This is a genomic window from Nonlabens spongiae (genome assembly GCF_002117125.1).
In the GTDB taxonomy this organism is placed as follows: Bacteria; Bacteroidota; Bacteroidia; order Flavobacteriales; family Flavobacteriaceae; genus Nonlabens; species Nonlabens spongiae.
Window position 1 is genome coordinate 2054105 of the sequence record NZ_CP019344.1, and the last position, 15196, is coordinate 2069300.

The 15196-nt window shown below is 40.9% G+C and carries 10 protein-coding genes and 1 tRNA gene; 6 read left to right on the forward strand and 5 right to left on the reverse strand.

The window, feature by feature from the left end:
- Window positions 1-74 precede the first annotated feature (74 nt).
- Window positions 75-2891 (reverse strand): TonB-dependent receptor, encoded by a 2817-nt coding sequence (locus tag BST97_RS09485; protein WP_085767011.1) that lies wholly within the window; start codon window positions 2889-2891, stop codon window positions 75-77.
- Between the two features lie 72 nt (window positions 2892-2963).
- Window positions 2964-4238 carry a hypothetical protein gene (locus BST97_RS09490; protein ID WP_169711560.1) on the reverse strand — a complete coding sequence of 425 codons (1275 nt, stop codon included), beginning with the start codon at window positions 4236-4238 and terminating at the stop codon, window positions 2964-2966.
- 170 nt (window positions 4239-4408) lie between these two features.
- Between BST97_RS09490 and dgt the strand changes: the two genes are divergently transcribed.
- Complete coding sequence (gene dgt, locus BST97_RS09495; RefSeq protein ID WP_085767012.1) at window positions 4409-5749, forward strand: dGTP triphosphohydrolase; 1341 nt, start codon at window positions 4409-4411, stop codon at window positions 5747-5749.
- Between the two features lie 34 nt (window positions 5750-5783).
- The gene (locus BST97_RS09500) at window positions 5784-8606 is read left to right on the forward strand and encodes a T9SS type A sorting domain-containing protein (RefSeq protein ID WP_085767013.1); all 2823 of its coding nucleotides are present in this window, start codon (window positions 5784-5786) and stop codon (window positions 8604-8606) included.
- Here BST97_RS09500 and BST97_RS09505 read toward each other — a convergent pair whose 3' ends face one another.
- Window positions 8607-10370, reverse strand: coding sequence for a 1-deoxy-D-xylulose-5-phosphate synthase (locus tag BST97_RS09505; RefSeq protein ID WP_085767014.1), 1764 nt, complete (start codon window positions 10368-10370; stop codon window positions 8607-8609). It abuts the gene before it with no gap.
- Window positions 10371-10529: 159 nt separating this feature from the next.
- Here BST97_RS09505 and BST97_RS09510 point away from each other — a divergent pair, with 159 nt between their 5' ends.
- Genes BST97_RS09510 through BST97_RS09525 form a run of 4 tightly spaced genes read left to right on the forward strand, consistent with a single transcriptional unit; the run spans window position 10530 to window position 14018 of the window.
- On the forward strand, window positions 10530-11954 hold the full coding sequence (locus tag BST97_RS09510) for an ATP-binding protein (protein WP_085767015.1): 1425 nt from the start codon (window positions 10530-10532) through the stop codon (window positions 11952-11954).
- A 6-nt stretch (window positions 11955-11960) separates the two neighbouring features.
- Window positions 11961-12404, forward strand: a complete 444-nt coding sequence (locus tag BST97_RS09515; RefSeq protein WP_085767016.1) for a nucleoside deaminase — start codon at window positions 11961-11963, stop codon at window positions 12402-12404.
- Between the two features lie 59 nt (window positions 12405-12463).
- Window positions 12464-12817 carry a hypothetical protein gene (locus BST97_RS09520; RefSeq protein WP_085767017.1) on the forward strand — a complete coding sequence of 118 codons (354 nt, stop codon included), beginning with the start codon at window positions 12464-12466 and terminating at the stop codon, window positions 12815-12817.
- Window positions 12818-12863: 46 nt separating this feature from the next.
- A complete protein-coding gene (locus BST97_RS09525; protein WP_085767018.1) occupies window positions 12864-14018 on the forward strand; it encodes a sensor histidine kinase in 1155 nt (384 codons plus the stop codon).
- Here BST97_RS09525 and BST97_RS09530 read toward each other — a convergent pair.
- Both BST97_RS09530 and BST97_RS09535 read right to left on the reverse strand, forming a co-directional pair.
- Entirely contained in the window at window positions 14015-14788 is a 774-nt protein-coding gene (locus BST97_RS09530; protein WP_085768216.1) for a UDP-2,3-diacylglucosamine diphosphatase, read from the reverse strand. The genes BST97_RS09525 and BST97_RS09530 overlap by 4 nt on opposite strands.
- 138 nt (window positions 14789-14926) lie before the next feature.
- A tRNA-Pro gene (locus BST97_RS09535) sits at window positions 14927-15001 on the reverse strand.
- Window positions 15002-15196 lie beyond the last annotated feature (195 nt).

The following is a 15196-nucleotide window of genomic DNA, read 5'->3' on the forward strand; positions in this document are numbered from 1 at the left end:
TCAATATCTAGAACTTGGGCATAAAGAAAGCGGCTCGAGTGGAGCCGCTTTTTTAAAAATAAATTCAATTGGTTTTAGAACTTCACACCGTAACTGAGGCTGAAGGTCTGACCCGGATCTTGGAAAAAGAAAGTAGGGTTTGAAGCGTTGAAGAAGTCAAATTCACTTTCTCTCTCATCACCTAATAAGTTATCAACTTTGAAATTGATTGAATGTTCTGATTTATCAGATTTCCAAGCCTTACTTAATGAAAAGTTCAAGCTGTGAAACGGTAAGGTATAAACATCAGGAACATCTGCACTAGCGACAACCTCGAGGGTTCTACCCTGAACATTATAGAAAATTCCAGATTTCCACCCTGACTCTTCTGTCTCATAGGTGAACCCTGCATTTACAAGATAAGGTGATTGACCTTGTAATTCACGAGTATCATCTACGTCCTCACCTTCACGAGCCGTTCTCTGACGGAAGCCTAGCTCTTGAGGCACAATTTGCTGTTCAGACTCGATTAATGAAGCATTTGCCTGAAAGTTAAAATTTCTGAGACCTATAAAATCCAGGGTTTTTCTTACTTCCACCTCTGCTCCTAGAACAGTAGCATCACCTAAGTTTTGAGGTGTAAACTGGTCTGTAGCCGCTTCAAAAAAGGTGATTTCAATAGGATCTTTGAACGTCTTATAAAAAGCACTGATAGCAAAAAAATCAGTACCCTCAGTGTACTTTTCTAATCTCAAATCAAAGTTATTAATATAAGAGGGTTGAATATCTGGATTACCAATGAATGTGGTTCCCAAAATCGGATCCACAATCTGAGCTGCAGATGCCTCTTTAAACGATGGGCGTGCTGTGGTACGCGCATAACTACCTCTTAACTTGAAATCCCTCGATTCGCTCAAATCGTAGATCAAGTTCACACTCGGAAACAAATCTGCTTTATCGATGAATTTTTCATTATCAAAATTATCTCCCTCTTGTGTTCTACCTGTATAGAATAGGTCGAATTTTTCAAATCTCAATCCAACAATCGATTTCAAACGCTCAGTTACCTGGAACTCTTCACTCGCATAAGCGGTACCTATAGTTATGCTGCTTTCAAAATTATTGGAGATATTGAAATCAGATCGCAGAACTACCCCACTATCTGTAGCTGGGTTATAAATGTTCTCTGGCGCGAGTAGCTGATTAGGATCACCATTAAAAGCATCACGAGGAAAATTCTGTAGGATAAGAGCATATTCATCAACTAAGAATTCACGATTCTTATATGTAAATCCAGCTCCAAACTTCAGCTTTGCTTCATTATTGAAAAGTTTGTGTTTTCTATCAAAATCTAACCTCGCTGGTAAATTAATCTCACTCAATTCACGGAACAGCCTTCTTGGGTCACCTGTTTCAGAAGGTTCGATGGTAGGTTGTGTTCCATCAACCCTGAAAGGTGTTTCTCTAAAGTCTTTATCATCAACGCTTGAGAATGTCGGAGCTACTTTCCAAGAAGTATTCCATGAACCATCTTCATTAGCATGATCTCCACCCAGGAATAAGTTCGTTAAACTACTCTGTGTATAAACCAAAACATCGCGTACAACATTGTTTACAGATTCATCACGATTTGCTTGACGTAATAAAGCAGCTCGCTGGTTACCATTCTGAATTCTTATGGCGTTGAATCGATACTTAGAACGTCCCGATTTGTACGTTAACCCTACCAATCCATTTAAGATAACATCGTTTGATCCTAAATCACCTCTCTGAGTTCTGTCTGTTTGAGGTTCCAAGTCAGAATTATCTGCTGACTTTCTAATAATTTGACCACTTACAAAATCCTCATAATATGAGGTGTTATTTTTATAGGAAAGAGATGCAGTAAAACCTAGATCGCTATTCTCAAACTTGAATTTATTTCCATAACTAAATCCTAGGCTGGTGTTCATAAAACTCTGCTCTCGCATCGTAGCCATTGTGCGGTTAAATTGCGAAGTAAGTTCAGCAGCTCTTACAGGGTCTGCCTGTACTAAAGGTACATTTTCACCAGTGGCAAGTGGTGATTCTCTTGTACCATCATCAAAACCAAGAAAATCAGTATTACTGCCTTCATAAGTTACATAGTCTTCATTGAAATGCATGTCAGGATTATAGCCTAGACCTGCACTTATCGAGACCTCTTCTGAACTAGGAATATCTTTGGTGATTATGTTGACGATACCACCAGTAAAGTCGGCACTATATTCCGCAGTGGCACTTTTAATTACTTGGAGATTTTCTAAAGTGTTAGTTGGAAAAATATCCAGTTGAATTGTGTTCTTATCAGGATCAAGACCTGGAACATCCATTCCATTCAGAATCGTTTTTGTGTAGCGATCTCCCAGTCCTCTCACATAGACGTATTTCCCTTCCTGAATTGAGACTCCTGGAACGGCTTTAACTGCGGCAGCCACATCTGAGGCTCCTTGCTCTTTAATAGTCTCGCTAGAAAGACCATCTAATACGACTGTTGCATTTTTTTGAACATCAAGGACGGCCTTCTCTGAATTCTGTCTTCTCGTGACACTTATGACAACGTCATCTAATGCATCTGCTGCACTAGTAAGAGTAACGCTTAGATCCGTAACCTCACCAGCCTTGATAACAACATCTGTTACCTCTTTAGTACTATATCCTACAAATGTGAAAACTACAGTATAGGTACCAGGTGCCATCTCGATGGAATATTTACCTTCAAAATCTGTGGCAGTACCATAATTAGTGCCTTTTACAGCAACATTTGCAAACGCAAGTCCATCATTAAAATCACCATCAATCAATTTACCTGATACTGTACCCGTTTGCGCCACCAGGCCCAAAGTGAATAATAAAAAAATTGGGGCTAGTAAATAATTTCTTACAACAGTCATGCTTGTATTTTAAATATTGAAAATGCCTACCATAGTAAGTATGGTAGGCATTGGTAAAAAATATGTTGGTTCTTAGAATCCTAAGTTGGCAGTATTGTTTGAGTATGTCCAAGCAAAAGCACTTGTATCAGCTCCACCTGTAGTTCCAGCTGATGCAAAGCTTGATGCATCAACAGTAAAATCTGTGATGAATGGCTCGTCTATATCGTCGTTGTTAACATCATCTTCATCGTCACAGTTTTGTGCACATCCTACTTTTTCAACAAATTTAGAAGCTGCTGTAGCATCATCTGCTACGTTCAGCACCCAGCTTGAAAATGTTAGTTCACCATCAAGATAATTCTGAGAAACAGCATTGTTATCTAACTCGATATCTGAATCATCATTAAAACCAGTAGCATATACGTTTGAAGTAGAACCTTGAGCATTGCTTCTGTAGTCAGCATACTCGCCATTTGCAGTATCAAGATTTCCGAACATAGTTACATTTCTCAAGGTGAATGCTCCATCCATAGAACCTTCTGGACCATCTATCTCTAGAGCGTGGTCTGAAATATTACCCAGAACAATACCCGCATTATCGATAGTACCTGAATAAGCTTGGTCGATGTCGATTGCATCATCACCTACAGCCCATACAAAAAGGTTAGTAGCGTTTACAGTTCCTCCAAAGAACTCAATCCCATCATCTACGTTTGCAACAACTTCAATGTTTGAAATAGTAGTACCTCTACCTACACCTCCTAAAGTAAGACCATTGATCTCGTTACCCTCACCGATGTTAGTACCTCCATGACGGATAGAAACATAGTTAAGTACACCTGAATTGTCATCCTCAGCAGTTCCACCGTAGCGACCGTTAGTATCATTTGCAGGTATTCCTTCAATTTGCTCCTCAGAAGCATCTCCACGGAAAGAAGAAGGAGCGTTACCTAGAACGATAACACCACCCCATAGACCTCTATCATTTTCATCAAGGTTAGTACCAGCAGTTTCACCCACCTGAATGTTATCAGTAATACTAGTAAATACGATAGGCTCTCCAGCACTACCATTCGCATTTATTGTTGAACCACGAGCGATTATTAAAACTGATGCATTAGCACCTTGACCAGGAAGAGCTTTTATTATTGTTCCAGGCTCAATAAATAATTCTGCACCATTTGTAACCGTAGTTCTTCCGTTCAAAGTCCAGATACGGTCATTAGTTAATCTTAAATCAGAAGTGATCTGCCCAGAGATTTCATTGTCAATTGGATCAGGCCCGCCGTTACTGTCGTCATCGTCACCGCAGCTTTGAATTGTCAAAGCAGCGATAGCTAACATGCTTAAAAAGAATTTTTTCATCTTGAATTGATTTTTAGTTTGTCGCTGCAAAGAAACCTTAACATCTTGTTCAAGAGGTTAAGCAAATTTTATATCCAGGCAAGCCTACTTTAAATTAGTGTTACTAACGTGAATAAAAGGTTACGCCAGCCTATCCTTTAGGTTTTGATTTATCTTGCGCAAAAAACAATATGAACTGGGAACAGTTGTTATCCCTGAAGAGATACGGCGATACAGAGCAGCGGCAACGAGCGCAACAAGATGAACTGAGACTGGGTTTTGAAGTGGACTATGATAGGGTGATTTTTTCTTCCTATTTCCGCAGTTTGCAGGACAAGACTCAAGTAATTCCTTTGAGTCAGACCGGATTTGTGCATACCCGGCTCACTCACAGCCTTGAAGTAAGCGTTGTCGCCAGATCTCTGGGCCGCATGGCCGGACAGCAGTTGCTCAAAAAGTATCCACGACTGGTTGATCTGGGCTATAAGTTTCAGGATTTTGGTGCCATAACCGCCGCGGCTGCTCTCGCCCACGACATCGGTAATCCCCCATTTGGTCACAGTGGCGAGAAGGCGATAGGTAGTTATTTCTCCTCGGTTAGAGGGAGCTCTTTAATGAGTACGCTTTCGCGAAAGCAACAACAAGACCTGCTTACTTTTGAAGGAAATGCAAATGGCTATCGCTTATTAAATCTCGATAGACCGGGCACTCCAGGTGGTCTGCGATTATCTTATGCGACGTTGGGAGCTTTTATGAAATACCCAAAGGAATCGCTACCTGTAAAGCCTACCAGACATATTTCACAAAAGAAATTTGGTTATTTCCAGGCCGAGAAAGATCATTTTGAAGGAGTAGCTCGAGAGTTGGGACTTACAAACACTGCTAACGACGTCTACTCTTTCCATCGTCATCCACTTGCATTTCTCGTGGAGGCTGCAGATGATATTTGCTACACGATCATTGATTTTGAAGACGGTATCAATCTGGGTTGGATCAGTGAGGACTATGCGCTGGAGCAACTCATCAATCTCGTGCGTGATAATATGCGCAGAGAAATCTACACCCAGCTCGACTCTACGGCAGAACGTCTTTCCTACCTGCGATCCCTCGCTATCAATACTTTGATTAAAGATTGTGTGGAGCTCTTCATGAAAAATGAAGATGCGATCCTGAAAGGAAGTTTTGATAAAGCTTTGATGGACGTCTCCCGATTCAAACCTCAAGTAGACGATATTCTGGGCATAACGATCGATAAAGTGTATCGCTCTCATGAAGTCATGAATAAGGAAATAGGCGGTTATAAGGTCATTCAAGACATATTACATGTAATAGTACATGCGAGTCTAAATAATTTAGAAGCAAATGCTACTGCTTATGACAAACTGATTTTGAGGTCTTGTAATGAGCTCCATCTTATAAGCGACTCTATCTACGGCAGGCTGCTGGAGTGTTGTTGCTATGTAGCCTCACTCACTGATAGCAAATCACTTAAGTTGTTTGAAATCATAAATGGGCACGTGCCCAACAGCTAAATCGCCTATATTTAACCCTCGATAACTTGAAATCATGAAAACCAAACACACGCTTTTATCTTTAACAATCATAGGGCTCATTGCCGGTGGAGTTTTCTTCTACCTCGACACAGGTTCACAAGAAAATGAAGTTGTAGACATGGATTCTAAGAGGGAAAAACACGCTGCATTTTTCAAAACTTCACCTTATGCAACGACTGTAGGAATGAGTCGAGAAGAGCGCAAGGCAAATGGACTCCCACCTAATGCATATAATGAGCGTATGTGGGAACTTACCATGAATCCTGAATTGGGTTATCCTACACCTTATCTAGTGGAGCCTATTGATATCCTTGCTCCTAGTACCAACAGTGTTCCTGGAAATGCTATCAGACCATGGCAAGAGCGAGGTCCTAACAATGTGGGAGGACGAACAAGAGTATTATTTTATGATCCTAATGACGTAGGAGCAAGTAATGGCGACGGTGTGGATTACAACCGTGTTTTTGCTGGGGGTGTAGGCGGTGGACTCTGGGTTAATGATGATATCACGGATGCAGGTGAGTCATGGTCTTTAATTCCTGGAGTTGCGGCAAATCTCAATGTACAGTGTTATGCCATTGATCCCAATAATCCACAAGTTATGTACATAGGAACTGGAGAGCAGTACACATCGGGTGCTGCTGTAGGTAATGGATTGTATAAAACCATAGATGGTGGTTCTACATGGAACGCCGTAAACCTTCCTATCTCAGGAGGAGGCACTATCAACGGTGGTTCAATACTCTTCTCTTCTGGATTATTCTACATTAATGATATTCAAATATGGGATAATAACGGTTCTAGTGAACTATATGTGGGAGTAGGAGCTGCGAGGTATTTCTCACCTAATTTCAACATCTCAAATCCTGATGTCATCTTGAGCCTTCAAAATGCCGGTCTGTATAAAAGTTCTGATGCAGGAAGCAGCTGGAACCGGGTGGAAACACCATCGCTGAGATATAGTTTTTCTGGAGAAGATTTTTACGTGATTCCCAATGATTTTGAGATAGGCGCTGATAACACATTGTATTTTGGTACTGTGAGTGCTCCAGGTACCGGTCAGGGTGGCGGTAGGATCTACAGCACTACAGATGGTACCAACTGGACCCTAGAACGGGTGATAGGTGCTGCTAGCAGAGTTGAAATAGGAGCTTCCTCTACAAACTCAGATCTATTTTACGTTTTAACTGAGGCATCAGGTTCTCAAGGAGATGTTTATAAAACTACAGATAAATTTAGCAGCTTACCTAGAATTACAGAACCTAATGATGCCGACTTAAGCATACCTGCGACTGACTTTACCAGAGGTCAAGCCTTTTATGATCTTGTTGTAGAAGTAGACCCTGCTGACGATCAAATTGTCTATGCTGGAGGAATCGATTTATTCCGTTCTACAAACGGAGGAAATTCTTGGACACAAATTTCAAAATGGTCTAATAATGCTAATTTAAATACGCTCAACGTACCTTTTATCCATGCAGACATTCATGCGCTAACGTTTCATCCCACAAACACTAATCAAGCCGTGGTGGGTAGTGACGGTGGTGTTTCTTGGGCTCAAGATCTAGCAATTGCTCAGAATAATCCTAACGTAATTAACAATAGAAATAATGGGTATAATGTGACTCAATTTTATTACGGTTCTATTGCTCAAAGTACCAATGTTTCAGGATTGATAGGTGGCGCTCAAGACAATGGTACCCAAGCTGTGACTCTTCCAAATGCTGGTGAAAATGGGTTTGCGGCAATATCTGGTGGAGATGGTGGTCACGTTGAGATCGATAGCGACGATAATTATGTCATTCTAACCTTTCAGTTCAATAATCACCAAAGATGGAGCTATCCAGGTTATAATTTCAGGTACTGTATCAATGGAGCCGGTGACTGTGGTGACAACTCAGATGGTGATTTTATCAATGTTGCAGAACTAGATAAAAATACTGATTTCTTCTTCTCTAACTCAAGGTTGAACGGCTCTCAGAATGCAATTGAGGCTTGTGAATTACTTTCTAACAGCTCTAACTGCAATCTACTAACAAACGGTTTAATCAACGGTTCACGACCTACAGCTATGAAGGCTTCTCCATTTGCTACCGGAGGAAACACAACCCTTTTTGTAGGAACTGAAACCTCACGATTGATCAAGGTTGAAAATGCAAATACTACAAATCCTAACTGGACAAATATCTCAGGAATCAATTTCTTAGGTTCAGTTTCAGATATTGAGTTTGGAGATACGGAACAAGAGATTTTTGTCACCATGCATAATTATGGTGTTCAAAACATCTGGTACACGCAAGATGGAGGAACAACTTGGGTAGGCAAAGAAGGAAACCTACCTGATATTCCTGTAAAAAGTATTTTGAAAAATCCACTTTTACCTAACGAAGTAATGATAGGTACAGAAATGGGAATCTATGCTACAGGAAACTTTGATGCGGCAACTCCAAACTGGGTTCCACAAATCAATGGAATGACAAATGTCAAGGTTCTCGATCTAGATTTAAGAGCTTCAGATAATACTATTCTTGCAACCACTCATGGTAGAGGTATGTTTACCGGCACCTTTGATACCTTGAGCCTTGATGAAGAAAATTTAAACGATCGCATCAACGTTTACCCGACTCTGGTTGAAAATGGAAGAATAACTGTAGAGCAAGACGTGAGTCAGCCTCTTCAAGCTCGCATTTTCAATTTGTCTGGGGCGAAGCTTTTGGAATCGACTATTGGAGATTCCAGTTCTGAAATAGAGGTCTCAAATCTCAAGAGCGGTTATTACATTTTACATTTACTGGGGAATGGCGTAGATCGCTCTATAAAATTCACGGTGCGCTAATTAGATCAAGGATTTGATTTTTATAAGTAAGGATTCTCGATCAATACCCGCCATTTTGTGCAGGTCTGCTGTAGAGCCATGCTCTATAAATTGATCAGGGATTCCTATTTTATGAATAGATCCTTGATAAGATAATTGAGAAGCAAGACCAAGTACCGTATCTCCCAATCCGCCGATCTCAGTACCATCTTCTATGGTTACTATATGATCGTGACTTGAAAAAATCTGTTTGAGAACCTTTACATCAAACGGTTTTAGGAATCGAGCATCAAGATGGGTTATAGAGAGCTTTTCAGATTCTATGAGATCTTGAACCATTGAACCGATTGTCCCAATAGAGATTAGGGCGACCTTTGATCCCTTTGATAAAAATCTAGATTCCCCTATTGGAATCTGCTGAAAAGGCATTTTCCAATCCAAAATATTACATCGACCTCTCGGGTAGCGCATGGCGATAGGCAAATCAAGTCCTTGCGATGCCGTAAACATTAAATTGCGTAGCTCAACTGCATCCATGGGTGCAGCAATAATCAAATCTGGAATCAGATTGAGATAAGCCAAGTCAAAAACTCCGTGGTGTGTAGCACCATCTTTTCCTACCAGCCCAGCTCGATCCAAGCAAAAGATAACGGGTAATTTTTGTAAAGCCACATCGTGAATGACTTGATCATAAGCACGTTGTAGAAAAGTGGAATAAATGGTACAGAACGGCACTAATCCCTGAGTAACCATACCTGCGGCAAGCGTTACTGCGTGTTGCTCCGCAATACCCACATCAAATGCCCTATCAGGCATTGCCTCCATCATGATTTTCAAAGAACTTCCTGTAGGCATTGCTGGAGTAATACCTACAATCTTTTCATTAACCTTAGCCAACTCTAGGATGGTCTCCCCAAAAACCTCTTGATACTTAGGCGGTAGCTTGTCGCCATTTTTTGGAGGTAACTCTCCTGTTATCTTGTCAAAACGGCCGGGAGCATGATATTTAACTTGATCCTGCTCTGCCTGTTGTAAACCTTTGCCCTTAGTCGTTCTTACATGGAGTAAACGCGGTCCTTTCAGGTTCTTTTGGCGTTCCAGTTCGTGGATAAGCTTGTCAAGATCATGACCATCAATAGGACCATAGTAGTCAAAGTTAAGAGCTTCAAAAAGGTTCTCTTGACCGGTTTCATTACCTGATTTTGTACGGGTCAAATATTGTTTCAAAGCCCCAACGCTCGGGTCGATACCTATAGCATTGTCATTAAGGACTACGAGTAGATCAGCGTTGCTCACTCCCGCGTGATTCAATGCCTCAAAAGCCATCCCACTCGCAATACTGGCGTCGCCTATAACTGCAATATGTTTGCGAGAATCATTTTTAAGAGCGGTCGCCATCGCCATTCCTAGCGCCGCACTTATAGAAGTTGAACTGTGTCCTACTCCAAAGGTGTCATATACACTCTCTCTGCGTTTCGGGAAGCCGCTGATCCCACCCAGGTCGCGATTGGTATGAAAAACATTCTTTCTACCTGTGAGGATTTTGTGGCCATAAGCTTGATGTCCCACATCCCAAACTAGCAAATCTCTTGGAGTTTGGAAAACATAATGTAACGCAATCGTGAGTTCCACAACTCCTAAACTAGCGCCCAGATGTCCTTCTTTTTCTGAAATTATATCGATGATGAATCTACGTAGTTCAGGTGCAAGATCTTTGAGTTCGCTTTCGCGAAAGCGTCTCAAATCTTCAGGAGTATCGATACGATCCAGCAATGGGTAAGCCATGTTCAAAGGTACGATAGGGTTAAGAGTTGTTAAGCTTAATCATAAGACTACACTAATAAATTCGAATTGAAATATGTCGAAACTTATTTGCCTAAAATATTATAAAATAAGATCACTCAACTGATCTTATTTTGTAATATTTGACTTTATAAGAGATTTATGATTAAAAATGTTGCTAAAGATCAAGTTATCGATCGAATAAGGTTTGAGAATCCGTGGTGGATCGATGGGCATATTGAATCTGACTATAATGAGATGCCTAGGCGTCTTTATTTTGATCTGTTTAAACCACTCGTTTATGAACGTGAGATAAGAAGGGCAGTTGTTTTAATGGGACCTCGACGAGTAGGAAAAACTGTCATGTTATTTCATATCGTTGAAGATTTGATTCAAAATGGGGTTGATCCAAGAAAAATAATCTTTATCACTATTGAAAACCCGATCTATAACAACATACCCTTAGAACAACTTTTCAAAAATGCCAAAGAAGCTACCGGACTAGAAGATCAAAATGACTGGCATATAATTTTTGATGAAATTCAGTATTGTAGAGATTGGGAAACCCACCTGAAAGTTTTAGTCGATAGTTATCGCAAAGACAAGTTTATCGTATCCGGTTCTGCTGCAGCGGCTTTAAAATTTGCTAGCATGGAAAGTGGTGCGGGCCGGTTCACAGATTTTCTTCTTCCCCCTTTGACTTTCAATGAATATATTCATTTAAAAGGTCTCGACCGTATAATTACAAAAACGCAACTTACTTGGAATGACCATGTCACAGATTTCTGTACAGCAGCAAATCTAGACGAACTAAACAAACATTTTATCGACTATATAAACTTTGGAGGTTATCCAGAGGTTATTTTTTCAAATAAAATACAGTCCAATCCTGGTAGGTATATTCGTCAAGATATAGTTGATAAGGTTTTATTACGAGATCTCCCAAGCTTATATGGTATCAAAGACACTCGAGAACTAAATTCTTTATTTACAACTATAGCCTATAATAGCGGTGGGGAGTTTTCATTAGAAACTCTTAGTAAGCAATCCCAAGTTCCCAAGAACACTCTCAAAAAATACATTGAATATCTGGAAGCGGCTTTTCTTATAAAACAATTAAAAAGAATTGACCAAAGTGGAAAAAGGTTTAAAAGAGATAATTTTTTCAAAATTTACCTGACTAACCCCTCTTTGAGAAGTGCTTTGTTTTCACCCATGGTCGCGACTGATGAAATGATGGGCAATATGGTTGAAACCTCCATTTTCGCACAATGGCTTCACCGCGAATGGTTTACACCGTGGTATGCAAGATGGTCTGGGGGTGAGGTTGATATGATAGGATTAAGTGAATCACACTTAAAGTCTCTATGGGCATTAGAAATCAAATGGTCCAATAGATATTATCAAAAACCACAAGAACTCAAGAGCTTATATAAATTTTGTAAGGAAAATAATCTAAATAATCCATTAGTAACCACTATTAATATTGAAGGAACCAAATCAATTAATGATCTCAATATTCAATATCTTCCTGCCGCTTCTTATGCTTATACTGTAGGCAAAAATACTCTTGACAAGAAAAAATAATCATTTATGCAACTGGATCACGAGTATTTTATGAAACGCGCTCTTGTAGAGGCAGAAGGGGCGCTGGACCGGGAGGAAATTCCGGTAGGTGCTATCGTTGTGATGAATAATAAAATCATTGCCAAAGGTCACAACCTCACAGAAACTTTAACCGATGTTACCGCTCATGCCGAGATGCAATCAATCACCGCGGCTGCCAGCGCCTTAGGTGGTAAATATCTTAAAGACTGTACACTATACGTGACTTTAGAACCTTGCCAAATGTGCGCTGGCGCCTTGTACTGGTCACAGGTTTCTCAGCTGGTTTTTGGAGCAGCAGACGAGCATCGCGGTTATCGCAAAATGGGTACGCAACTGCACCCTAAGACCAAGGTCGTTTCAGGAATATTGTCAGATGAATGTGCAGAACTTATGCATGCCTTTTTTTCGCGAAAGCGTAAACAACATTAATCTCTAAAACTATCATTTACAAATGTTTGTATATTTAGGGACTGATATTACTCCCTGCAATGTCTAAAGCTAGAACCTGTCCAGAATGTGGTGATCCCGTAATGGGGAGATCTGATAAGCGTTTTTGTAGTGATTACTGCCGCAATGTGGCTAATAATCGCTTGAATAGAGATAGCAGCGCCTTGATGCGCAACATAAATAATCGTTTGCGTAAAAATTACCGTATACTTTGCGAGATCAACCCTACTGACAAGACGAAAACCACTCGTAATACATTGCTCTCAAAAGGCTTTGACTTCAACTTTTTTACCAGTATCTACACCACCAAAAAAGGTACGCAATATCATTTTGTGTACGATCAGGGCTATCTCAATACGGATGAGGATTTCTTCTTGATCGTGAAAAGGAACTAAAAGGTAAATAGATACGTTTACCGTAAAAGAATCAGCTAGAGACTTAATGAAATTTGCAGACAACAAAAGCTTGTGGCGCTGGGCAATCATACTGGGTGGGCTGGCTATTACCATGCTTATCCTCTGGAACACCTATATCTTCTTCAATAAACTCAAAGAGACCGAGCGGAAGAACGTAGAGGAGTTTGTTACAGCGCAAAAAGACATCATCAACAGTGGTATTGATGAAGATCAGAATTTGGGAGATCTTCCTTTAGAAGTCCTTGGGAATACCACCAATGTTCCTATTATTCTAGTCAATAATGTGGGCGAAATTGAAACACGCAACATTCCTGATCACATCGCAAACGACTCTTTAAGAGTACAGGAATTGATCAAAGAATTTGCTTCAGAAAATGAGCCCATAGAATTCTCACTGGACGGAGAAGTTTTCACGACTACTTACCATGGTAACAGTTCTCTGATTACAAAACTGAAATATTACCCGCTGGCGCTGGTGCTTATTTTGTTTCTTTTTGGTGCAGTAATTTACTTCTTCTATCGATCCACAAAATCATCTGAACAAAACAAGCTCTGGGCAGGAATGGCTAAGGAAAGTGCGCATCAAATAGGCACACCTTTATCTTCTCTCGTGGGCTGGACGGTGATCTTAAGGGACAGCGATGTTGACCCCACCTATGTGAATGAAATGGAAAAGGACATCAAACGCCTTCAAACCATAACCGATCGATTCAGTAAAATAGGGTCAACCCCTGATTTGATAAAAACTGATATTGTTGCTCAAACCCTTGAATCAACCGATTATATCTCCAGCCGGAGCTCTAAAATGGTCGAGTTCAACATAGACGTTCCCGACCAGCCCATCGAGGTGCATCTCAACCCACAATTATATGCTTGGGTGATTGAAAATCTCATTAAAAACGGCATCGATGCCATGAAGGGAAAAGGACAGATCGACGTTTTCCTAAAAGCCGATGTACACAATGTCTATTTACGTATTTCAGACACAGGTAAGGGAATCCCTAAAAAACTGTGGAAAGAAATTTTCAGACCAGGATTCACCACAAAAAAGCGTGGCTGGGGACTGGGCTTGTCACTGGCAAAACGCATCATTGAAGATTACCACAGCGGTAAAATACGCGTGCTAGAGAGCAAAAAAGACCAGGGAACCACTTTTGAGCTTATGATCAAAAAAGCTTAATTAGCGTTCTCGCCATCTTCAAAAGTGCGTAGTTGGAATCCGTTTGTGTCAAAAACACCATAGGTATAATGCACGATCCAGTCGCCTAGATTGTAATAAGTGCTCTTCTCGCCTATCGGGATTTGCATAGGTAGGTGCCGGTGGCCAAAAATGAAGTAATCATAATGCGCCTCTTCCAGCTTCTTTTTTGCATACTGCGCGAGCCACTCGTTTTCTTCGCCTAAAAATTTGGCATCTTCCTCACCGCTGATCAACTTGTTTTTAACCGACATGTATCGGGCGATGCGCGTCCCTACATCGGGATGCAGCCACCTGAAACACCATTGAAAAAACGGATTGGTAAAGACTTTTTTCATGCGCTTGTAACCCTTGTCGCCAGGGCCCAATCCATCGCCGTGACCTATGAAAAACGTTTTACCGTTGAACTCAAAAACCTGTGGTTTGTGATATACGGGAATTCCAAGTTCTTCCTCAAAATAACCGAACATCCACAAATCGTGATTGCCCACAAAAAAGTAAATCGGGATGCCGCTATCGGCAATCTCGGCCAGTTTTCCCATGACCCGCACATGATTTTTAGGCACGACGGTCTTATACTCAAACCAAAAGTCAAATAAATCTCCCAGCAAGAAAATCGCAGCAGCATCTTCTTTGACCATGTCCAGCCATCGCAAGAATTTCTTTTCACGCGGCTTGCTTAATTCTTGGGTAGGCGCGCCCAGATGGTTATCGCTGGAGAAATAGACTTTCTTTCCTTCGGGAATTTGCATGGCGGTAAAGATACGTATTGAGTAGATTGTAGATGGTGACGCTTTCGCGAAAGGGGGAATCATTGATGATTCGACAGACGGTTCTAATTCCTAATCAAAAAAAATGCCCGAGAACTTGCGTTCTCAGGCATTCACTTGTCGGGAAGACAGGATTCGAACCTGCGACCTCACGACCCCCAGCCGTGCGCGCTAACCGAACTGCGCCACATCCCGATATTTATTTAAAGAACTAAAACTAGTTCTATCGTGGCTTTTCTTCAACTCTATAAACTACTTGTGGTGCAGTTTACCCTGAGTTGTCACCCTGAGCTTGTCGAAGGGCCACATCCCGATAATTATTATCAAACAAATCCGTCTCGTTCCGATAATTATCGGAAGCGCTCGACATGACATTTGTCAACAAGGATG